Genomic DNA, 23695 nt, shown 5'->3' on the forward strand with positions numbered 1-23695 from the left:
AGTGAGTTGTATTTTTAGAAGATATTTTTCTGTTTTAGTTTTTGTTTTCTCAGTATCCGTTTTTTCGCAACAACCTGATACTCTCAATGTATCGGATATATTAGATGAGAAGAAAACCGATTCTTTACAAGTAGAAGAGGTTGTTGGAAATACTACGGTTAGTCCATTGGTTGTAAAGGATGAACAGGATCGGCAGCGATTTTGGGTAGATAGTATCTACAATAAAATGACGTTGAAAGAAAAAGTTGGCCAGCTTTTTATGGTGGATGTCTTTTCTTCTAAACCAAAGAAAGAAACTGATAAGATCAAAAGGTTAATCCAAGAATTTCATATTGGTGGAATTATATTTTCTAAAGGAGGTCCTCAACGTCAGGCAAAACTAAATAACGAGTATCAAGAGCTTTCTAAAATACCCTTAATGATTGGAATGGATGCTGAGTGGGGATTAGCAATGCGATTGGATTCTACAAAAGCATTTCCCTGGAATATGACTTTGGGGGCTATTCAGGATAACAACTTAATTGAAGAAACTGGTCAGCAAATTGCCAAGCATTGTAAGCGATTAGGAGTGCACATAAATTTTGCTCCTGTGGTAGATATGAATACCAATCCCAAAAATCCTATTATCGGAAATCGTTCTTTTGGAGAAGAAAAAGGTAATGTAACCGAAAAGGCATTAGCTTTTATGAAAGGGATGCAAAAAGAGGGCGTGTTGGCAAGTGCAAAGCATTTCCCTGGTCACGGCGATACCGATAGCGATTCTCATAAAACACTCCCGACAATCAATTTTGATGAAAAAAGAATAGATAGTATAGAACTATACCCCTATCGTAAACTAATAAAAGAAGGATTGTCTAGTGTGATGGTAGCACATTTAAATATTCCAAGTTTAGAACATAGATCTGGATACCCATCTTCTATTTCTGAGAATGTAGTAACCAATATATTACAAGATAGTCTTAATTTTGAAGGGTTGGTGATAACCGACGCTCTTAATATGAAAGGAGCTTCGGACTTTAAAGCGCCCGGAGATATCGATCTAGCAGCTTTCAAAGCAGGGAATGACATCTTGTTAATATCCGAAGATGTTCCTTTGGCATCACAGAAAATTATTTCAGCGTACTATGCTGGAGAAATTTCCGAGAAACGATTATCACGTTCGGTTAAGAAGATTTTGATGGCTAAGTATAAAGTTGGTTTACATTCTTATAAACCAATCCAATCAGAATATCTTATCGAAGAGTTGAATAGTATTGCTAATGAGGTATTACATCATAAACTGGTCGAGAATTCTTTGACTTTATTAAAAAATGAGCGCGCTATTTTACCAGTAAAAAATTTAGACCTGAAAAAAATTGCGTATGTTTCTTTAGGTGATGATTCGGGTGAAGTTTTTTTAGAAGAATTAAATAAATATACCAAAGTAGATTGGGTAAAGGGAAATCAATTACCAGAGATATTAGAACAGCTTAAGAACTATAATTATGTAATTGTAGGGCTACATAAATCAAATGCTAATCCTTGGAAAGATTACAAGTTTAAAGATAAAGAGCTTGTGTGGTTGTACGAAATAGCTAGACTTAATAATACTGTGCTTAGTGTTTTTTCTAGACCCTATGCGATGTTAGATCTACAGACAACTACAAATTTTGAGGGTATTTTGATGTCATATCAAAACAGTAAAGTTGCTCAAGAAAAGGCAGCACAACTACTTTTTGGGGCTATCGAAGCAAAAGGAAAACTTCCGGTTAGTTTGGGGGTGGATTTTCCTTTGGGAACAGGTTTGGAAACAAGGTCTTTAAAACGACTTGCTTATGGAATTCCTGAAACGGTTGGAATGAATAGCCATAAATTGCAGCGTATCGATTCTGTTGTGAATATAGCGCTTAGAGAAAATATGACTCCAGGAGTGCAATTGATGGTAGCTAGAAAAGGGAAAGTAATCTTTAATAAGAACTATGGTTACCACACCTATGCGAAATCTAGAAAAGTCAAAGGATCTGATATTTATGATCTGGCTTCTTTGACAAAGATTCTTGCTACGCTACCGTTAACTATGGAATTAAAAGATAAAGGTATTCTATCATTGGATAGTAGAGTAGGTGAATTATTACCTTCTTTTCAAGATTCGAATAAGAAAGATATCACAGTACGATCTATGTTGTCGCATTATGCTCGTTTAAGAGCATGGATTCCATTTTTTCTAAAGACCTTGGATAGCGTTACTACTAAACCTGATAAAAAGTACTATAGAAATAAACGCTCTGACGATTTTAACATTAGAGTTACAGGTAATTTGTATTTAAGAAGTGATATGAAAGATTCTTTGATGTTACGTATCAAAGACAGTGAACTTCGAAAAAGACTGAGTTATAAGTATAGTGATCTTCCTTATTATATGATGAAATCTTTTATCGAAGATCATTATGGAAATAATTTAGATGCATTAACTCAGCAACATTTTTACAGAGGAATAGGAGCGAGTAATATGGGATATCTTCCTATTAATAGATTCAATAAAAAGCGTATTGTTCCTACCGAAAATGATCAGGCGTATCGCAAAGAAATAATTCATGGATATGTGCATGATCAAGGTGCGGCAATGTTTGGAGGAATTGGTGGACATGCAGGTTTATTTGCCAATGCTAATGATGTTACTAAAATAATGCAGATGTATTTAAATGGAGGGTATTATGGAGGAAAACAATACATTTCTCCAGAAACGATTGCAGAGTTTAATACCTGTTCCTACTGTCATAAAAAAGTAAGACGTGGAGTGGGGTTCGATAAACCACAGTTAGGAGATATAGGGCCTACTTGCGGTTGTATATCTATGAATAGTTATGGTCATAGTGGCTTTACCGGAACATTTACCTGGGCGGATCCTGATGAAGAAATAATTTATGTGTTCCTGAGTAATAGAACATTTCCCGATTCTGCCAATCGAAAATTAATCTCTAATGATATTCGATCCGAGATTCAGCGGTTGATTTATGAGGCAATAAATTATTAAAATTAACCACTAACCAAATATTTAAAATTAATAGTATTATGAAAACAAAGGTTTCAGGATATGGACCTGAATTTTCCAGAATAGTTGCGGGATGCATGAATTGGGGAACTTGGGGCGCAAATCTTAGTGCAGAACAGTCGTTACAGTTAATAGAAGACTGTATTTCTGTTGGAGTAACTACTTTTGATCATGCAGATATTTATGGGCATTATACTACAGAAGCTTTGTTCGGAGAGGCTTTGGCCAACAATAAATCATTACGAGAAAAAATACAGATTGTTACCAAATGCGGAATTAGGTTGGTAACTCCCAATAGACCAGATAATCTTATTAAGTCTTATAAAACTACAAAAGATTATATTATAAAATCCGTAGAACAGTCGCTAAAAAACTTACAAACGGATTATATAGATATGCTATTGATTCATAGACCTAGTCCTATAATGAATCCAGCAGAAATTGCAGAAGCTTTCGAGCAGCTAAAATCTGAAGGCAAAGTATTGCATTTTGGAGTTTCTAATTTTACAACATCACAGTTTAAAATGTTACATGGTTTTTTTCCTTTGCAAACAAATCAGATAGAAATTTCACCATTGCATCTAACACCTTTTGTTGATGGTTCTTTAGATCAATGTATACAATATGGAATAAAACCTATGGCGTATTCTACATTAGCAGGAGGAAAGTTTTTTGCTAAAAACCCTGAGGATAGTGTGGTAAGAATCAATACTGTTGTTAGTGATTTATCTAATAAACATAACGTTTCAGCGGATCAGATATTAACTGCTTGGTTATTAAAACATCCTTCAGGAATACTTCCTATAATAGGATCTACTAAAATAAATCGAATCCGATCTGCTGTAGATTCCTTACATGTTCAGATTTCTGATGAAGAATGGTTTCGAATTTGGGAAGCTTCTACTGGACAAGAAGTGGCATAGTCATCTTATTTTATTGTTTTCTAGATAATTTTGTTGCCAATTTTGATGCTCACAAAAATATTTTAAAGAAAAATTAAAAAAAAACGAAAAATCGGGGTAACATTTTTGTTTCAAATGATACTTACTTATAGCAAACATTGATTTTGATGAATAAAGGTAGGCATTTAATCAAATAAACAATTTTGCTTATAAATCAATGACTACGGTTTCATAGGGGTATGTGTGCCGTAGTCAGATTTTTTTATAAAACATTGATATATAGTTACTTGATTTCTATTTGTACCATAAAACTCTTCTCGAAAGTCAAGCTTTCTATTTTTTTATGATTGTGAATAACTATGCATGCATTGTTAATAAATTTTCGATAAAATACTTTTTTAATATTTTTTTATGTACATTTATCGAGCTTAACATTGGATCTTTATATGATATCATTCTGAAAATGAATACATCATACGGTATAAATAAAAGTCACAAATCGTCATTAATTTAAACTGCTTACCCCTATAATGAACAACTACAAGCTTACGATTATTGGATTGGCAATATCTGTTTTCGTTTATTTCACTTCCGTTTTCTTAGAATTAGATATTTTTCAATATATATTAATAGCACTTTCAAAAATTGAGCAATTAAAATTTGATGAATTCATTCTGCCTTTCTTGATTTTTGGTGTTTTCTTGGCCTTAGATGCTAGAAGGCGTATTAAAAAAATAAAATTGGAAAATGCCAAGCTTCAAATTTATAAAGCTATGCTATCTTCTAGTCATCATATCTTAAATAATTTTATCTATCAAATGGATATTTTTAAAATAACGGCTGAAGATACTCCTGGTTTTGATGCTAAGACATTGGCTTATTATGAAGATATTATTAGTAATACTTCGGATCAAATACATTCACTAAGCAATCTATCAAGTATAGATGAATACTCTATTAGAACAAGTGTAATGTCGGCTTAAATTGTTGATAATCTTATCCGATTACACTACTCAACCTAAACATTGGTAAATACATAGCTATTAGAATTACACCAACTATAATTCCCACAAAAATCGTTAGTATCGGGTTTAAGACATTGGATATGACCTGTGATTGATGTTTTACCTGTTGATTATATTGTTCGTTTAGTTTTTGAAATATAAATTCTGTTTGATTCGTCTCTTCCGCAACGCGAATCATTGCAATCAACTTTTTGTCGAAAATACTGCTTTTCGCAAAGGAATCACTTAGTTTAGCACCAGCAATTACTTCTTGATTTGTTTTATGAAGCCCTTGTTGAAGCGGATAAAAGTTGATCATATTTTTTACGAGATCTATACTATCTACCATCGGGACTTTGGCATACGTTAACAACGATAATGCTTGTGTAAATTGTGCCATATAAATTCGTTTCACGTAATTTCCCAATATTGGAATTTTAAGTTGTATGGTTCCAATAATTTTTCGATACCATTTCTTATTAGATATGAGCGATATAATGATAGGAATAGCGATCATAATTCCTAAGATAATCCAGCCGTTTTTTCCTGCAAAATTGGAAAAACCAATAATCGATTCTGTAATACTAGGAAGATCTACTTTATTTTGTTTAAATATGTCCATAAACATTGGAACAACATATCGCAACATAAAAAATATGACTACCAAAGCGGTAAGCAATACAATTACAGGGTAGGTTAGTGCAGAAATAATTTCTCTTCGGAGATCATTTTTTCTTTTATAAAAATCACTTAATTCTAAAGTAATCTGAGCTAATTCGCCTGTTTGCTCTCCAATTTTTACGGCATAGTATTCATAATCGGTAAAGTTTTTATCAGCTTTTAATATTTCAGAAAAAGATGTTCCATCGATTAATTTCGATAGCATAGTACTCATTAGTTTTTTGTCCTTTTCTTTATTTTGAGTTTCTGATAATAATTCTAAACCGCTTTTTAGATCAATTCCTGACTTTAATAAAACACTTAGTTCTGAGTACCATTGTTCTTTTTTCTTATTATTAAATGAGTTTCCAAAAAGCGTGATCTCTTTGGTTAATATTTCTGAAATATCAAAAGAACCTTCTTTTGATGTTACTTTATCGGTATTTTGTATTTTGATTCCCATATTCAGAAATATATTGTTGGATCATTATATTTATATACAAATGTACTATGTACATCAGAAGCTTTCATGTATTTTAATTTGACAGCATCAATGGATCCCGAATTCACTTTCTTACCTTCAAAAAAATACTGAATGTCTTTTATTTGCAATCGAAATGTATCTTGATTATTGTAGACACTATCTTTTGTGAAAATATAGCGATTCTCTTTATTGGGTGAGGATAACGATAGTATATTTTCTTTAGCATTCCAATGAATCGATGTATATTTATTAAAATCTATAGTCAATGCCACTTCTAAGGATCGTATTTGCGATTGGTATTCATAATTATTTTCAATACTTCTCATATTTTTCTGAACTAAACTCAACACAGAAAATGCTAAACCCACCACAATAGCGGTGATCACTAATACCACCATCATTTCGGTTAGTGTAAAAGCCTTTATTTTATGAGCAGAAGTATTCAAGGGATGATTAACTGTTTTTCATATGTTTTTTCTTGTTTGCTATAGCGTAGGATGCCGATATTGTTTTTTGTGATAATTTCAATTTCCCAAGCATCAAAATCTTCGGTGTAGGGTATTGTTATATTTTCATGTAAGATTTTGTATTCTAGTTCTTTAATTCTGTTTTCAATAGCACTATGATCACTGCGTAGATGATTGCTAAAGATATTATTGAAACTCAGACTAGCGATCATAAAAACAATAATGATGAGTACAGAGGCCGTTAAGGTCTCAATAAGTGTAGCAGCTCTTATTTTTTTTAATATAACCATTTTGCTACTGTTTTTTTAGTATCCTTAAAGGGAATCCCTGCATATTTGACAATAGGATTTTTAAGAATTTTACCATTATACACATGATTTAGATATATAGATCCAGATGCTTTGGTCACAAACTGCTGGGTATACAATGAACCTTTTACAGTACCAGAAAATTCTATATTTCCGTTACAATAAATCTCTCCTGTTATTAGAACATGATCATCAATTTTCATGTGAGACTTTATCCGATTTTGTAATTCTCCTTTTGGTCTTATATATAGTACTGCACCTTCAATCTCTGTGTTTTTATGAATAATAAAATCCGAGTTACGATTATTTTGGGAGTTGTTTTGTCCAGTAGGTATAACGTTTTTATCAAATAGTGTAACTGAAGAAGGATAGGAGAGTAGACACCGTTCTCCTATGGTTATTTTTTTTGTAGCAATCGCCTGAATACTGCCTTTAAAATTATTTTGTACCACTATTTCTGGAGCAATCAATATGACATCTGTTAATGTAGCAGCACTACTAACCACAATTTTAGAAGCTGATTGTATGATAATATTTCCAGTAATATTTTCATTCCCTAAAAAGATCGGGGTTGGGTCATATAGTAACATTGGTTGGTTGTCAAAGGAGTTCTTTATTTCTTTTTCCAATGGAACCATTAATTCTTCGTCTATAAACACTCCATTTGTAAATGACTCTATATATGAAATCCACTTATTATCTAGTGGTGGAATGGTTTCTTTACTTTGATATACATTGCCATAATATAAAGAAGATCCCTGATAATAATTACCAGAAATATTTCCTGCTTTTATACCTTGTGTTGGTACATAGCTATTTCCTTCTAAACGGGTGTCACCCACAATAACTAAAGGAGCATTTTTATCTGCTATATATACATTTGGAGTCTTCAGACCTATTGCCGTACCAGAAAAAGCAACTTTTCTAATTTTTCTATTGTTTGTAATAACATCAGATACAGTCTTTGTCCAGATACCATGGTACGTGGCTATTAGTTTAGTGGTTTTTGAATCTACACTATTTTGGATTGTATCTTCTGATATTACGGGTGTTTGTAGCGAAACTAATAATTGATGATTTGCCAATTCTACGGCTGTAATTAATTCTTGAGATTTTATTTTAAAAAAGGACTGTACGTGCGTAAGTAATAAAAAAGCACTAAGTAATATGGCAATGATTACCGAAACTAGCAATGCGAATTGCATTGCTTGTGCTTTTATTTTATGAAATATTTTCAATTCAAAATTTGAAATTGTTTGCTCTTGCCCTTATACCTTAATTTCACCATTGTGGATGATCCTTTAATTAATTTAACATCAGCAAAAGAATCATTAATTTTTAACAGTTGTTCTGATCCATTGATCTCGATTAAAAAGATGGTAGCAGATTTGTTTTGCGTAGCAACATACCCTTTATATTGTATAGATGGCCAAACAACTTCCTGTTTTTTTCTAATGGAGGTAGGTTTTGCTACTACTTTTTTAGGTTTGTATATGGTACCTAAAAAAGGATCCCTTTCTACATTGCTAATTTCAAACTTTTCTCGTTCTTTAGCCTCTATCTTGGCAAACGATACTGTTGTGATATCAGTAATTTCTGGATCATCATCTGAAAAGGCGTCTACTACCTGAAAAATAATTGCTCCCCAGATAAACACCACCAATGGTAACAATACATATATGCCTTTTTTTCCTTTTAACATGCTATTAATTTATAGTAAAACTAAAGGTGTCACTGGCTTCACTTTGATTACCTGCTTCATCAAATGCTTTTATAAACCAATAATAAGTAGTACTAGCGTCTAATGTAATATCCGCAGGAGAGGTTACTTGATCTTTCGTTACTAAATCGGTTAGTTGTTGATTTCTATAGATATAGATACTATCAAATTCTGTTGTTCCTTCTACAGCGTCTCTTGTCCAAGTAAATGACACTGCAGTATCTGTTAGTGTCGCTTGATCGACGGGAGCAGTGGTAACAGGTTTTAGAGGATTCATACTGTCAATAGTCAATGTTCTGCTAAAATACAAGGTGTTCTGAGTATCGTTTTCTGCACGGACTTGCCAAGTAGTTACTCCTTCCGGAAAGGTGATTTGGATAGAGGTGTTAGCAGTAGTCTCTTCTGTTAGTACCTGATCGTTATCATCTATTAATTGCACTCTATAAGCGGTGGCATCTGATACTGTTTCCCATTGTAAATTCACAGCAGTGTTATTAGAAATTGTATTATCGGCAGGAGAGGACAATAGTACTTCTCTAGCAGAAAAATCTTCACTTTCTATGATACTAAAACTTGCGGTAGTGTATGCTGTTTGCGATCCAGTATTTTGAGCTCTTACACGCCATTGATAGTTGTTTTTAGTTAAAGTAGTACTAAAACTTGCAGTGGTTACCGTAGTGTCTTCTACAATTTGTGTGGCATTTTCGAAGGTTGATCTAGCGATTTGTAATCGGTAGGAAGTAGCATGATCTACGGTATTCCAACTAAAGGTTAGCAAAGTGCTTTCTACTTCGGTACCATCTGATGGAGCGATCAATGAAACGACATCATCGGTGATATCTTCTTCGAATAAAATCTCTTCACAGCTATAAAGTGAGAGTAGTAGTATCGTGATATATAATATCTGTTTTTTCATGTGCTTTTCTAAAATTTTAAAAGGCCTTCACTTTCATTTTGAATTGAAAAGTACCTCAATTCAGCTACTAGATGGACTTTTAAAGTTTGAAATAATTTATGTTTTCTTTCGCTTTATCTGCATTTTTATAAGTATTCTTAGGACATTGGTCATTCTCATCTACAATATCGAATAAGGATACTCTTCTTTTTTCATTTTCGCCCCAGCAGAAATAGGATAGTCGATACCCAAATAAAGTAGTATTACCAAAATCTATATATTTATGTGGTTTGCCATCTTTTACCAAGGCTAGTTCATATTGCTTGTACTTTTTATTTACTAAAAAAACAGCTTCTGCCTGTTGTATTTCCAAAAGAATCTGCTGATTAACTGCCATGGATACCGAGGCAATGATCTCAGCATCTTTTTGTCTTTTTAGATAACTAATCGTTTGTTGGTTATAGTCCTGCTCTAATTCTGAGATAAGACCTACCCAATCGATGATTTCCAGTTTTAGAAATTTAGGTTTCTTTTCTAAAGAATCAACGTATTTTATTTGTTGTTTATTTTGTGTAGACGCTTGTAGGTATGCTTTGTAGGTTGTGTTATCAAAATGAACCGGAGTAACTCCTACGCGAATGTTTTGTTGATAGTTGGGTATTGCCGTTACTTGAAAATCAGTGTTACGCATTTGATTTTCATGAATTCCAATAACTCCTAATGCTACTGGAGTAGTGGTAGCTGTGTGCATAGCAGATTTGTTTACAGAAATGCTACGACAGCTGATCATGGTTACTACACTAATTACTATAACAATTAACGTTTTATACTTCATAAATTAAGTTTTGTATCTACCACAAAATGAGCCGCCAAAGATAAGAGAAGCCAGCAAATTATACTAAAAAGGCATCAATTATTATAATGGTTACTCTTTTACAAATGGTTTTCTACTATATAGTGTCTTTTACACCAAAAATGTTACCACGAAATTGTAATTTTTTTATTAGGTGTGGGAAGTTAGGTACATGGAGTTGGATGTCAGATGTTTGATGTGGGGTGTTTGATGTTTGAATGCTTTTAAGTTACAATTCTTATTTCCAGCTTCATTCCTCTGTCTTTGAGCTTCGGACTTCTAGCATCGCACCTCGATCTTCCAGATTTGGTTTGATGTCGGGTGTTTGATGTTTGAATACTTTTAAGTTACAATTCTTATTTTCAGCTTCAAGCTTCTGTCTTCGATCTTCGGACTTCTAGCATCGCACCTCGATCTTCCAGCTTTGGTTTGATGTCGGATGTCAGATGTTTGAAGGCTTTTAGTTGCAGTTTCTATTTACAGCTTTAAGCCTTTGTCTTCGGTCTTCGAACTCCTAGCATCGGACCTCGATCTTCCAGCTTTGGTTTGATGTCGGATGTCAGATGTTTGAAGACTTTTAGTTGCAGTTTCTATTTACAGCTTTAAGCCTTTGTCTTCGAACTTCGGACTTCTAGCATCGCACCTCGATCTTCCGTCTTTCTTTAATGACAATCATTGTTATAATATTCTACCACTTCTCGGATATGTCTTTTCTTGAATTCTTTGTTCTGTATTTTTTCGACTAAAGAAGTACAATCCTTAAAATAGGTAGAAGCAGCTTTTTTAAAGTTTTTACTGAATAGATGAGTGGATCCTAAATGTGTTACTTCTTCTTCATTCTCTCTTTTTACATAGTAACTATTCATAGAATAATAATTTCCTCCACCGAAACCTACTCCTGTACCACCAAATCCTCCAGCACCTATATTTGGGGTTCCATAATATCCTTCTGTATGGATTTTATATAAAGTTACTTTCCCTTCAGTGATTAGTTGTAAAACTTTTGGAAATTCACTGTCTTTAATGGATTTATATACATAGGTGTTTAATTCACCACCTTCATAAATTTTCACGCTGTGGAGCTCATCAAACTTATATTTTTTGGCTTTGTCTTTTTTTGTTTTTCGAAATTTTACTTTTCCAAAACTCTTGATTTTTCCAAATCCTTTTAGTTCTGTACCATCTTTAAAAATGAGTATAGCACTACTTTTTTGAGCTTGTAGACTACAAGAATAAAATATAGCGAATACTAAAGATAGTAGGAGTGTAGTATGTTTCATATGTTAGTTTACTTTAAGATATATAGATAAGTGTCAAAAGAGAGATAAATGTTACCATTTTAGATTTACTTTTTTACATCTTATGATACAGATATTGAATATTGAAAAAGAAAAACCACAACCTATTATAAAATAGATCGTGGCTGTTGTTAATTTCTTCCTAATGTCTTACCTAGCGTTAACTGGTACAAACTTCTCACAAGAGGTTTGGAGTAGTTTCAATGTTAATTGAAATTTTTTAAAATTCTATTTTCAAATTCATCAAGAATGTTTTTGTTATTTAAATTGTCAAAATCTTTATTGATCATTTTCCATTTACTATTTTCAGAATATTTTTTTATTCCAACAAAAGCAAAAATTGTTTTAGCTTTTGATTTAGATCTAATCCAAGTTTTTACTACAATGTTTTTTTCTTTATAATAAAAATAAACATGAAACCAATGATCATTTTCAGTTCTTTTTCCATCGGTAATCCTAAACTCCTTTGGGACATGATATTCAGGATTTTTTATTTTAAAATCATTGATTTTTTGAATTATATCAGTTTCTGTTAAGTTAATTTCATATCTCTCAGCATAAGGATAACTTCCTGGTGCTACATTACAGGATAACAAAAGAAAAAGAAAAAAGAGAAGAGAAAATTTCATAAGTTTATTATCTTATCGGTTTATCTGGAGCATTCGTTACACCATGACTACTGAGATGGTAATAAATTTCTATTTCCATCATTCCAACTCCATTTGGTTCGGCTAATTTAACTAAAGTTTTTGGTAAAGCTGCTAATCCTAAACCAACTCCTAAAGTACCAGCATATAATCTTGTTTTTAATGGTAAAACTGGATTTCCAGCTATTTCTAATTCTTCTGAAACGAATTTCCAGTCTGCACCAATTGCTCTAGTATCAGTAAATAATCCAGATGCACCCGCGATATTAAGATTGTCATATCTCCGATCATGACCAATTGCTGGATACCCCGATAAATCTTTGGGGATTGCAGTGTATGTATAATCTCCATTATAAGTTAAAGGGTTATTTCCTCCAGGATATGTTAGATAAAAAATATTATGTCCTACGGTCGATGGGTCTAGTTGATCCCTACTTTCAATTCTGTCTAACAAGCCTAAATAAACTTCATCTAACTGAATGAAATCATCTTTTAGATAGGTAAAAGGATTTCCAGTTGTTCGATAAGAAACGAATTCATTAATGCCCCTTAATGTTTCAAATGATAGACAGGAAGTACACCCGCCATCTGGATCAATTATTCTGATAGGATTGTTAGCCATACCAAGATAGGGCGAAGAGAACTCTCCATACGGATCTGTAGTCAACCATCTTCCTATACGACTATCCCATAATCTAAGTTGGAAGGCTTCCTTCCCGGTTTCGGTATCTTTTTCCTGTCCTTGGTATGCATATCTATATTGCTCACTACCATTTTGTATTCGCCCTGGCATTGGCATACCAAAAGGATAATAATCTGTGGCCGTTGTCATTGCAATAGGATTATTATCTTTATCTCTACCTACCACCGCACGTACATTTCCTAAATGGTCTGTAAGTTCATAATAGCTGTTACCTTCGCCAAACAATCCTCTTTTATAAACACCTAATCGGCTAGCGCCATAAATAGTATGCTCTGCAATTTGAGGACTAGCCCCTCCACTAGGCACATTTGCGTCTAGTTTATTATAAATAGCCATTACGGTTCCCGCAGCATCTCTTACGTAATACGTTATGCTTACTGCACTGCTATTGGGATTATAAGATTCTTTGCGAACTCTATGGTTTTTATCATTGTAAAAGAACTTAACTAAAGTTACATTTTTTTTAGATACTTCTGTAACCAATCCACTGGCATTGTATGAATAACGTATGACATTTTCAGGATCTTCCGGAGTTACATACTCCCAATCTTCTATTAATTGTCCAATTTTGTTATATTTATAATTTTCTAGAGTAATCTGATCTCCTATATCATCTGCTCCATCAACTTCTCCCGCAGCATCATCTACTCTGAGTAGTTGATTCGGTTTGTCCGTTTTATAAGTATAAGATAGTTGATCCATAGCATTACTTCCCTGATACGTATCTTTATTACGATTTAGGGATTGGATATTTCCATTAGCATCATAGGTAATGTTTGATACATTATAGTCTCCGTTTCCTTGCACAGTTCCATCGGTAGCAATGCGGGCACTAAAAGTTTTAGAGCTAGAGGCTACGATGTTAAATCCTGGTTTTAGTAGTACCGTAGCTCTGGCTTCTACATCTTCGGTTTCTGTTACAGTTTGACTTCTGGTTTCTTCGATTTGGATAGATGGATCTGCTTCATTTACTTGTGTATTAAAACTAGCCCCTGTTAACCAATTATTTTTGTTATAGGTGTAGTAATACGTATCCGGATTGTTATCATCTATATTTGTGGTTTTCCAGGTGATGGCTTTGATATTTCCATTGTATTGTTCAATACCATTAGCAGTAGAAGGAATAGTTCTTGGGGTTCCTGTTCTCTTGTAATCATCTTTATAATAATGAATATTCATCCCGAAAAGATCATTGTTATCCCCACCAGGATCCGATGTAGCCGTAAGATTTGGGCTATTGATACTTTTTAGTGCACCGTTTAAATTATATACATAATCAATTCCTTGCAATCCTTGTGCTAAATTTAAACGTTTTAGAGCTCCTGTTTCATTATAGCTATATTCCGCATGCTCTTTGTATGTGGATCCATCGGTAGAGGTTTCCACTTTGGTTAAACTATAATCATCTTTATCATAGGTATATCTATGGATAAACAAGTCTGTTGTACCATGTTTTTGATAGAGCACACGGCTTACCTGACTGGTAATAGGGTCATATTCGTAATCAATCGTCTTATCTCCTAAATCTTTAATGTCTTGTACTATCCATTGTACCCTTCCATAAATATCATAGCTATAGTAGGTAGTGGTATTCTCGTTATAAGTTTTTGCTACATTACCACTTAAAAAAGAAGGATTGGCATAACTGCTGTGTATATTAGCGAGATAATCTAAATCATCTGATGATAATACGTCATAGGTAGTAGTATGTACTTCGGATCTTATTCCAAGAATTGATAAATCCTCGTTAGGATCGATATTAGAAAAAACGTCACTAACCGGTTTAGGATAAAAGACTCCACTTTCTACAGGTCTACCTAATTGATCATAGTTGGTATAGGAAAATGAATGCGAATCTTTTTGTTTACTATTTTGCGAAAATCGTATTTGCCCGTCATCTTTATACTTAAACCAAGCATCACCTTCATCTGGACTATGAGAAAACACTAGTTGCCCTAACGTATTGTATTGAAAAGTGCTTTCTAGTTGCTGTAAGGGTTGCTTACTACTGATTAGTCTACCCACTTTGTCATATTCGTTCAGGCTATAATCATAGTAGTTTTCTGGATAGGTTACTTGTATTGTAGGAGTACCAGAAGCTACATAGGATATTCTATAAAATCCGCTAGGTAAACTTCCAAAAGCTGTAGTGATTTTTTGTTCTGAGACTAAATCATAAACTTCGAACCAATGGTTATTCGATAAATTTCCGAAGTTTTCATTGGTCACTGTTATACCTTGCAAGCCTACAGGAATATGGATATCTACAAATTTTTGTTCTCCAATAGTAACTGTAGATGTTCTGGAATTATCAATTCCGCCTTTTTCATTACCACTTCTTGCAGCTGCTAGTGTACGACCATCTGTATCTGTAAATACTACACTTTCTACCCCATGTACATCTCTGGAAACTGTTTTTATAATTTTGTAATCATTGTATTTAGTTTCTCCAAAGGCGTTCGGTTGAGAGAGTTCATTCCCAGCAGGCATAGAAAACACATATCCTTGTTTCCATTCGTCTCCCATTTTGTTTCCACCAATCGTTTTTAAAGCTGTCCCAGGATTAAGTTCACTATAAATAGTTCTGGAATAGGGACGATCTGTTACATCTTGATATGGGTCACTATTATTACTATTGCTATAGTACCACCCAAGCGTATTTTCCTCATTAGTAACAGGGGTCGGGTTTTCTATATCTTCTTTTTCATAATCAGCGATATCGAAATTGGCATTCCCTGTTTTTTTTATAAAACCATCTTTATGGCTAAAGCTTCCAGCATTCCCAATAGGAGCTGTTAGCGTACTGACAGCAGGTCTTCCTTGATGGTCGTACCTAATTTCACTAGCCCAAGTTTTCTTTCCTTTTTTATCAAAGACTTGAGATTGCATAGTTTTACCAATATCATCATAATAGGTAACACTTGCACCAGTTAAATTTCCTATTTGATTTTCTGTGATTCCATAGGTATTTACGGAAACCCAATTTTTGTCGGTATCGGTCACCGAAAAAGGGCCATAACTATTACTTGTTATATTAAATCCTTGTTGACTATAAATACAGGATAATACTCTAGGTGGAAAAACATCGGCACTCAGATTACCTGCATATCCAGCACGAAGCCAAGATAGGTTTGAATCGGTAACGGTTCCTAATACTTGTGAATTATAAGAGAAACGTAACTGCGTAGCATTGATTTTTTCTATTCGTAATCGATCTGATGTTTGTGGAGCTATATTGGTTAGTGTTCCAATAATCGATCCATCGGGTTTTTTGGCAACGACTTTGTAAGATGATGAAAAAGGATCATCACTTCTACCTTCGTTAAGAATTTTAATAGAATATGCATTTCGATCGTCTAAGGTTGTGATCGAAGTTTGCGAAAGGAATATGGTTACATCAGAATATCTAGTTTCTAAGAAACCAGCGATATTGTTTCCATCAATTTTAAAATTAGTGATCTCGAAGTATCCTGTTGATGTTCCTTCTGGTAAGACTTCTAAAGACAATACTTGTGCATTACCTGTAAGGGTATTGTTTGTACCAGTTTCTATTCCTGAATTTTTATACCAATTTAAATCCTGTGCTGTACCCACAAAGGATAACATTAATAAGAAAAGACAGCTAATGTATTTATGAAAATGTATCATTTTTTCTTTTAATTTAAATTGATTGATTATTGTTGTATTGGATTCCCATCAGGATCATTTGGATCATCATCATCATCTCCACATCCTTGTTTTTGATGATTGCCTATCGTTTCTTTCGTATCACCTGTGTTTTTATCACGTACCTGACATTTGTAATGTACTCTTCCGTTTGGTCCGCACTCTGTGAAAATGTTGCGTGTGTTAGAACTTGACCAAGACCCATAACTTAAAGTATTGGGGTTGTTACCAATGGCCCAACGATATTCATACTCAAAAGTACCTCCATTTGCTGTAGCTGTAAGCGTAGGCGAGGATATATTGTAGTTACTTACTCCTATGGATAGTGTTAATGCATTTGGATTTGTAACATTCGTATTGATAGGCGTACTATAGTTATAATTGATTTCACTATTTAGTTTAAAACCGCCAGGAATTCCTGGAGTATCCATCACCTCTGAATATGTTTTATGAAGTCTTCCAGCGTCGTCATATTCATATTTCGTAGCCATATTGTTTGCGCCAATGATATAGGTAAGTTCATCCCAATCATTATAGACATAACTTGTCATAGAAGAGGTAAAAGGAACCATTCTAAAATCATCATAAATAGTTGTTCCCGATGTATTATATACATACACTTCTTGAGCGTTTCCAATATCTTGCGTATAAAAGTTCAATTGTACCCAATCGCCTGCTGGAATTACTTCTCCAGAATGATAAGAGATCACAGCATTAGCAGCTTTCACTTTTGTGTTTACATAATTGTTGTTAGCACCTTTGTATACCCAAACAGAGATTTTGTATTTTCCAGCTTCTGGGTTTACGGCAAAAGCTTTTACATTAGCAGCAGCTTGTACACCTTTTGCTCCTGTATGATAGGTGTCGGACAGGGTAGCGGTATTGCCCTTACTCACTTGACCACTAAAATAATTGGTGTTTTCAACAAGATCCTCAGCTCCAGAATAAAACATTTGATTATATCCAGCATTCGCAACTGCGAATACTTTGGATTCATCATCTCCCATTTTAGTACTTACTTTATTGTCATTGATATCTATCGATTCTAAAGGCATTGAATAATGATCATATAAACTAACTTCAGAAGTTTTGATCCATTCTATATTGTTTTGATTGTCAGGGTTAAACCAATTAAAGTTATCATCCTCACCAGTATAACCTATATATACTCCATCAACATCAACTTCACCTTTCCAAACAAAAGATTGGTGTTTACGCCAGATTTTTTCTGCATTATTAGTTGGAGTAGAAGTGGATCCGTCATAGTTTTGATAAGTCCAATTGTTATTCCAAGTACTTATATTTGCATTAATGGTAGCCCAGTCACCAGTATTATTTTTAATCTGCGTTAATGTTACTGCTGTTTGAGATAACATATTTTTATTAGTGGGGTTGTTTACTTTTGCCCCCATACTATATCCTTCTACGTTATTAGAATATTTATCTATATGATATGCAGGAACAATTTTAGTCTTAAATTCTAAACCAGTGCTTGACTTTGTTTGGGTTTCTAATAATTGCCCAGAAATATTATCATGCCTAATGAAATTTGTAGTACTAGTATAGCCATTAGTAATAGTGGTTGTACTTTTTAATAAAGAAGGATATATAATTCTAGTTGAAGTATTTATTAACCATTCATCCTGAATATCCGAACTTCTATAATTAATATCTTTATAAGACTGGAAAGATTCTTTGATAATACCCTGACTTATTTCATTACTTGAGGCATATTCATTTATAGTTTTAGATAATAACTGTTCCTTATTATTAAAATGATTTATTTCCAATATTTGCCCTAAACATGCAAAATTGTCTATTAATTCATAACTCTTTATGTTTACATTCTTTTGGATATTATTATTGTAATTATTTAGATTTGTTTGCTCCGAAATTTCGAACAAATCACCAAACTTAATTTTATCCTGTTGTTTTTCTTCTAATACTTTAAACTTGTATGTCGTTTTATTAATAAAGCTATTAGTAGTTGAATTAACTCCACTTTTTACTGTTACATATTCATACATCGGAGTTGGTGTGGGTAGTTCTGAACCGTATGAAAAAGGTTGATCAGAGGTAGAAGGGAAAGGTAAATAACTAATAACTCCTGATGAGGTATAATCAGAATTGTTTGGATTTTCCGCTGAATTAGGTTTGTTATATAAATATTGCGTTTTGTAAACTTTTACACCATCTAAAATACTTAATTCTTTTACTCTTAAACCTCCACCAACATTGCCTTCAGGTCTTTTATTCGAAATTATATTATGAATCAAAGAATATGCTCGTGTCGAATTAGAAGCAGTTAAAGGTCTAGGCTTTTTCTGGTTTTCAGTATAATTGTTTGATCCTGTTACACTTGATACTGGAACTGCGTCTAAGATTTTAGCTAAAGTATTAGAGTTATAATTCAATTTTCCGATTGCTTCAACCTCAATAATCATAGAGTTATCCGAAGTATTCATCGATACAATGCTTGCCTTTTGAGGTTTAATATCAATTGATGGTATTAACCTTTGTGTTGGACTGGCAATATTCATACTTATGGTTGAAAACCAAATATCTACGTGAATTTTCTTATTAGGGTTAAAATAATCCGAAAGTAAAAAGTTAGATGTAGAACTATCTTGGTCATCAACTTCAATTTTTAGTTTTATTTTGGTTGGTGTACCGTTTACGAGCGGTAATTCGTCTGGAAAAAAAGTGAACTTCAGATGTTTATTAAAAATTCTTCCAGTTTCCGCTACTGCAATATCATAATCATCTGATTCATAATTTATATCAATAGTTCCTCCAGTTGGGGTGATTATTTTATTTAAAGACCATGTTTCAGGACCATTTTCATAATATCCCCATAGGTCCTTTTTGTCATAATCAAAGTTTACGTTGTTTGAATATTTGAATTTATAAGGAGGAATCAGTTGATTACCTTTTTTTCCTTTAATTGATAATCCATTTAGTGTTAACCTACCATTTAAAGAATTCGGAGAGCCTTTAGCTAGATCATAAGAGTAATGAGGAGCAAAATCAATTATTTTAATTGCATTATCTATTGTTTCAGAAATATTATCTCCTACATCTATAATATTATCTTGTAAGTTATAATCCGGAATAGATTCTTCTGTTATAGAATTAAAAATAGTGCCTGTGCTCGGTAGAGAATTACCAAGTGTTTTATTTATTAAATCATCTTCATTTTTTACAAGAATTATTTTTTCCAGTTTTAAAGATTTTTGTTCTGGTATATTAAATCTAATTTCATCGAAAAATTGTGAAGTAGGTTGTGCTCCATTTGCTTGAAAAACATGTCTTTCCCAGTTTGGGCTCGTGTAATCCACTCTAGTATTTTTAACAAATATTGCGCTATGTGTTCTTGTTTTTATTCTATCAAGATAATAAAGCTGTTTTTTTCCATATGTCTTAGTTTTTACGTTAGGATTATCTTCTGATATGCTGTATTCTTCAGCATAAGGTAGCTTCCAAACAGAATTATTAGTCCATTTTCCATAATCAAACCTCACCCAATACCCCATGTCCTTGCCGTCTGGGAAGTTTCTTGTATTAGGTTGAGTATTTACATAGTCAGGGCCGGTTATCGCTGTTAATAACCAATGTGTAGCGTAGGCACCTTGTCTAACTTCAAAATAAGATTCTCTTTCTGGTTTATTTTGTACTGCACCTATTGTTCTAATATTAGTATTTAGATTAAATACAGGTAGTGAATAATGATAAGTCTTTCCATCTGGTGCTACAATTTTAAAACCACCAATTGCGCTATCACTGTATTCACCAGTGTTAAACATTCCATCATACACACCCACACCATTTGTAGCATTTTCTACATCATATTCATATGGTAATAAAAGTCCATCTGACGCAGCTGTTCCGTCTTTTATCTGCTCAAGAGTATAATAGGATACAAAACGACCGTCTTTTTTTCTTGAAGATGACATTGTTCCAGACGAGGTATTATAGTGATCATAAATATCAGAATGGGATATATTAGTGTTAAATGAAGCTGGCTCAATGTTTAAAGATGAAGAATATTGATTGTTGAAATAAAAATTAACTTCTGGTTTGTTCTGAGAGTTGTTGTTATGGAATCCAGAATAAGATGACAGGTTGTAATTGACTTCAAAAAGATTTGAATTAGCAAAATTTCTATGTAATCCTAATAATGTTCCCGTTCTGGATATTCTTGGAGTCATTGATCCGGATAATCCTTGTGCAGAAACATTAAAAGAATCAAAAGCTGGAAACATTGCATTATTTTTGTTAAGTTCTCTTGATCCGTTAGTTACTCCAACCTCATTTACATCCATGAAATATTTACCTCCATTTGTTGGACTAGAAGAAACTAAATTAGTATCGGTACAAATAAAAAGGCTAGAACTACCTTGTAAGTTACTACAGCTACATTCATCTGGAGAATCTACATAAGCTATTGACTTGTATCTTCGTGGTTGACCATAATAAGTATTGAAAATGTACTCCACTTCACATTCATATTTTATAGCATCTCCAAAATATAACGCACCACTAACATTACTTGATTTATGAGAGTTTAAATACCATTCTACTTTTTGTTTATTATAACCTAAACTAAATATTCCAATAGGTGTACCAACCATTAATGAATAAGATTCATTATCCTGTTCAACATTGTAATCATTCATATTTATAGAATTCATGAATGATATATTGGACCCAATTCCAATTCCACCTAATTTTCCATTCACGGATATTCCACGTGAGGAAAAATTAACACCAACACCAGATTTTTTAAATGACTCTCCTTTACCGTAGGTAATGGATAAGGAGTTTTCTCCTTCGTAGCTACTATTATATCCCACAGAAATCTGATTATTTCCCCAATTATATCCTGCGTTTACTCCGACTCCGCTAGTACCAACATTAATACCAGTCGAAATTCCAAAGGAAGAAGTATAACCTACATTTGCGGATCCATAGAATTGACCTCCAGGTCGTATACCAGCGGTCGCCCCAGCACCAATTATACCACCAGCGCCATCTGGAATACCATATCCTATACTTACAGAACCTCCGAAACCTTTGTTTGAATTATATGAACTAGTATGTCCAAAGGTCCAACCTCCAGCTATTGTTGTGTAAGTTGAACCAATAGAATGAGTAGTTTCAGAACCACCAACATCGTAAAAACTTTCTTGGATAAGACCATTTTTCCAATCATCTGGATATCCATTGACACCACGATTTATCGCGCCAGGATTTAAACTCCAACCTAATCCTACCCAAGAGGCTTCTTGATCCATGGCAATACCTGCATGATATGATAATGCCAATGGATAGCCACCTTCAGGAGAAGGAACGTTTAGTATTGGAATTACATAAGTTAAATCTCCCGTTAATAGATTTACCATATCTGTTGCATCTACGGGTTCAAAAGCGGCTGCTTCTGGCGCGTTGGGTCCCTGTGCAAAAAGACTATTTAACGATAGAATAAAAGAACATATAAAACTTGTAAGTATAGATTTATATGAAATTTTAAAATGTTCTGTGTTCTGTTTTCTCATCAGCTTATGATTTGATGTTTTACTTTTTTTGTTTTTTCCTTTGACAAGCTCAGGATGCTGGATGTTGGATGTCAGGTGTGAGCTGACTGAGGTTTGGTGCCCGATTTTGGATGTCTGATGTCCGATGTTTGGTGTTGCGAAGCAAAGCTTTGCCTTTTGTCTTCCAACCTCTGACCTCCGACTTCCGTCTTCTAACTTTCTACTTCTGACTTCGATCCTCTGTCCTCAAACATCTGATATCGGCCTTGTGACTTTTTATATCTAACTCTTTTCATTCTTACTTAAAAGCTAGTTCTAATTCGTTTTTAAATATTTTTGTAGGGACTTTAAATTTTACTTCTCCCGTGTAAAATCCAAGGTCCTCAATACTAAGTGTCATGAACTCTTGATTTGTTACCATCTTTTCTTTAGGATATACCAATAAAATTGTTGTTGCTCCGCTCATACCATACATTCTAGGATAGATGTAATCAGCAATTTCTACAGTATCTTTCTTGGGTGTATAGAAATGTATTTTCTGTTCCATTCCGAAGGCTAGCTGATTTACCATTGCACCAAATTGTTGCTTGTTTCCAGCTACATTGCTTAGTAACTCCTTATTGTTTTTAGACATCGATAGGTTGAAATAGAGATATTCTCTGTATTTATTTCTTAAGCTGTCGATCTCTTTAGCGGTGGCCTGGCCACTTAATTCCTGATCTACTAAGATATCTGTAGGTTTATACACTAATGAAAAATCAACTCCATTCACTGTTTTGGTATGTATATACCCATTTTTGGGATCATTAATATATTCCCACAACTCTTCTTTGCTGTCAAAAGTTCCGCTAGAGCAGGAGGTGAGCAGCAGAGTTGTTAGTATGATATATATTGTTTGTTTCATAGTGTTTTTATTTTGATGTTTAAAGTCAGGAGTTTGGTGACCGATGACCGATGTTTGGTGTTGCAAAGCAAAGCTTTGTTTTCAACCTCAGACTTCCAACCTTTGTCTTTTGACTTCGGACTTCAGACTTCAGACTTCAGACTTCAGACTTCCTTCTTTTGACTCTGACTATTATCTTTAATCAATTAATTTTATTTCTAAATGCAATCATCATATTCATTAATTCAAAACTATGTTCATAGTATATTGCAAACTCCTCATTGGATATATAAGCTCTTCTCTTCGCTTTATGAAGACATGTAATAACTTCTGCCAATGATCTTATCGAATACCCCATAAATCGTTTAAACTCTGGATTTGTTTGCCCAATAGAACCTTCTGAAATATTTAAAGCTATCGAATCTACAGCTCTCATTATTTGAGAAGATAGATTGTACCTTTCTTTTTTTGGAAACTTAGAGGATATCACATTTATTGATTCTGCGAAATCCATTGCTTTTTGCCAAATGATTAAGTTCTCAAATTTGAATTTCATAATTCTATTTTTGTTTGGTGACTGATGACCGATGTTAGATGTTTAAAGTCAGGAGTTTGGTGACCGATGACAGATGTTTGGTGT

Annotated in this window: 16 protein-coding genes; 3 read left to right on the forward strand and 13 right to left on the reverse strand. The window is 33.5% G+C overall.

The window, feature by feature from the left end; genetic code table 11:
* Position 1 precedes the first annotated feature (1 nt).
* From Q1A73_RS01120 to Q1A73_RS01130, 3 genes are all read left to right on the forward strand, one after another.
* The gene (locus Q1A73_RS01120; protein ID WP_299600585.1) at positions 2-3013 is read left to right on the forward strand and encodes a glycoside hydrolase family 3 N-terminal domain-containing protein; all 3012 of its coding nucleotides are present in this window, start codon (positions 2-4) and stop codon (positions 3011-3013) included.
* Positions 3014-3051: 38 nt separating this feature from the next.
* Positions 3052-3954, forward strand: a complete 903-nt coding sequence (locus tag Q1A73_RS01125; protein WP_299600587.1) for an aldo/keto reductase — start codon at positions 3052-3054, stop codon at positions 3952-3954.
* A gap of 509 nt (positions 3955-4463) precedes the next feature.
* Positions 4464-4916, forward strand: coding sequence for a hypothetical protein (locus tag Q1A73_RS01130; protein ID WP_299600590.1), 453 nt, complete (start codon positions 4464-4466; stop codon positions 4914-4916).
* Positions 4917-4929: 13 nt separating this feature from the next.
* Here the strand turns inward: Q1A73_RS01130 and Q1A73_RS01135 are convergent, their stop codons facing one another.
* From Q1A73_RS01135 to Q1A73_RS01195, 13 genes are all read right to left on the reverse strand, one after another.
* Positions 4930-6060, reverse strand: coding sequence for a type II secretion system F family protein (locus Q1A73_RS01135; RefSeq protein WP_299600592.1), 1131 nt, complete (start codon positions 6058-6060; stop codon positions 4930-4932).
* A 2-nt stretch (positions 6061-6062) separates the two neighbouring features.
* Positions 6063-6527 (reverse strand): type II secretion system protein, encoded by a 465-nt coding sequence (locus Q1A73_RS01140; RefSeq protein WP_299600594.1) that lies wholly within the window; start codon positions 6525-6527, stop codon positions 6063-6065.
* Complete coding sequence (locus Q1A73_RS01145; RefSeq protein WP_299600595.1) at positions 6524-6838, reverse strand: hypothetical protein; 315 nt, start codon at positions 6836-6838, stop codon at positions 6524-6526. The genes Q1A73_RS01140 and Q1A73_RS01145 overlap by 4 nt, the downstream gene beginning before the upstream one ends.
* Positions 6826-8094, reverse strand: a complete 1269-nt coding sequence (locus Q1A73_RS01150; protein WP_299600598.1) for a hypothetical protein — start codon at positions 8092-8094, stop codon at positions 6826-6828. Before Q1A73_RS01150 ends, Q1A73_RS01145 begins: the two co-directional genes overlap by 13 nt.
* Positions 8091-8558 carry a hypothetical protein gene (locus tag Q1A73_RS01155; RefSeq protein ID WP_299600600.1) on the reverse strand — a complete coding sequence of 156 codons (468 nt, stop codon included), beginning with the start codon at positions 8556-8558 and terminating at the stop codon, positions 8091-8093. Before Q1A73_RS01155 ends, Q1A73_RS01150 begins: the two co-directional genes overlap by 4 nt.
* 4 nt (positions 8559-8562) lie before the next feature.
* Positions 8563-9492 (reverse strand): hypothetical protein, encoded by a 930-nt coding sequence (locus Q1A73_RS01160; protein ID WP_299600602.1) that lies wholly within the window; start codon positions 9490-9492, stop codon positions 8563-8565.
* Between the two features lie 79 nt (positions 9493-9571).
* Positions 9572-10306, reverse strand: a complete 735-nt coding sequence (locus tag Q1A73_RS01165; protein ID WP_299600605.1) for a hypothetical protein — start codon at positions 10304-10306, stop codon at positions 9572-9574.
* A gap of 680 nt (positions 10307-10986) precedes the next feature.
* Positions 10987-11604, reverse strand: coding sequence for a hypothetical protein (locus Q1A73_RS01170; protein WP_299600607.1), 618 nt, complete (start codon positions 11602-11604; stop codon positions 10987-10989).
* Between the two features lie 224 nt (positions 11605-11828).
* On the reverse strand, positions 11829-12251 hold the full coding sequence (locus Q1A73_RS01175) for a hypothetical protein (RefSeq protein WP_299600610.1): 423 nt from the start codon (positions 12249-12251) through the stop codon (positions 11829-11831).
* Between the two features lie 7 nt (positions 12252-12258).
* On the reverse strand, positions 12259-16620 hold the full coding sequence (locus Q1A73_RS01180; protein WP_299600613.1) for an RHS repeat-associated core domain-containing protein: 4362 nt from the start codon (positions 16618-16620) through the stop codon (positions 12259-12261).
* A 26-nt stretch (positions 16621-16646) separates the two neighbouring features.
* Complete coding sequence (locus Q1A73_RS01185) at positions 16647-22193, reverse strand: hypothetical protein (protein WP_299600616.1); 5547 nt, start codon at positions 22191-22193, stop codon at positions 16647-16649.
* Positions 22194-22470: 277 nt separating this feature from the next.
* Positions 22471-23076, reverse strand: a complete 606-nt coding sequence (locus Q1A73_RS01190; protein ID WP_299600618.1) for a hypothetical protein — start codon at positions 23074-23076, stop codon at positions 22471-22473.
* A 181-nt stretch (positions 23077-23257) separates the two neighbouring features.
* Positions 23258-23611 (reverse strand): four helix bundle protein, encoded by a 354-nt coding sequence (locus Q1A73_RS01195; protein WP_299600620.1) that lies wholly within the window; start codon positions 23609-23611, stop codon positions 23258-23260.
* Between the last annotated feature and the right edge of the window lie 84 nt (positions 23612-23695).

The sequence above is a fragment of the uncultured Aquimarina sp. genome (assembly GCF_947492115.1).
Classification (GTDB): Bacteria; Bacteroidota; Bacteroidia; order Flavobacteriales; family Flavobacteriaceae; genus Aquimarina.

Bases quoted from the DNA above. Each gene is read 5' to 3' on its own strand.
- Q1A73_RS01125 (WP_299600587.1), top strand. From the start codon at position 3,052: ATGAAAACAAAGGTTTCAGGATATGGACCTGAATTTTCCAGAATAGTT.
- Q1A73_RS01190 (WP_299600618.1), bottom strand. From the start codon at position 23,076: ATGAAACAAACAATATATATCATACTAACAACTCTGCTGCTCACCTCC.
- Q1A73_RS01130 (WP_299600590.1), top strand. From the start codon at position 4,464: ATGAACAACTACAAGCTTACGATTATTGGATTGGCAATATCTGTTTTC.
- Q1A73_RS01175 (WP_299600610.1), bottom strand. From the start codon at position 12,251: ATGAAATTTTCTCTTCTCTTTTTTCTTTTTCTTTTGTTATCCTGTAAT.
- Q1A73_RS01135 (WP_299600592.1), bottom strand. From the start codon at position 6,060: ATGGGAATCAAAATACAAAATACCGATAAAGTAACATCAAAAGAAGGT.
- Q1A73_RS01195 (WP_299600620.1), bottom strand. From the start codon at position 23,611: ATGAAATTCAAATTTGAGAACTTAATCATTTGGCAAAAAGCAATGGAT.
- Q1A73_RS01180 (WP_299600613.1), bottom strand. From the start codon at position 16,620: ATGATACATTTTCATAAATACATTAGCTGTCTTTTCTTATTAATGTTA.
- Q1A73_RS01145 (WP_299600595.1), bottom strand. From the start codon at position 6,838: ATGGTTATATTAAAAAAAATAAGAGCTGCTACACTTATTGAGACCTTA.
- Q1A73_RS01165 (WP_299600605.1), bottom strand. From the start codon at position 10,306: ATGAAGTATAAAACGTTAATTGTTATAGTAATTAGTGTAGTAACCATG.
- Q1A73_RS01185 (WP_299600616.1), bottom strand. From the start codon at position 22,193: ATGAGAAAACAGAACACAGAACATTTTAAAATTTCATATAAATCTATA.
- Q1A73_RS01170 (WP_299600607.1), bottom strand. From the start codon at position 11,604: ATGAAACATACTACACTCCTACTATCTTTAGTATTCGCTATATTTTAT.
- Q1A73_RS01155 (WP_299600600.1), bottom strand. From the start codon at position 8,558: ATGTTAAAAGGAAAAAAAGGCATATATGTATTGTTACCATTGGTGGTG.
- Q1A73_RS01160 (WP_299600602.1), bottom strand. From the start codon at position 9,492: ATGAAAAAACAGATATTATATATCACGATACTACTACTCTCACTTTAT.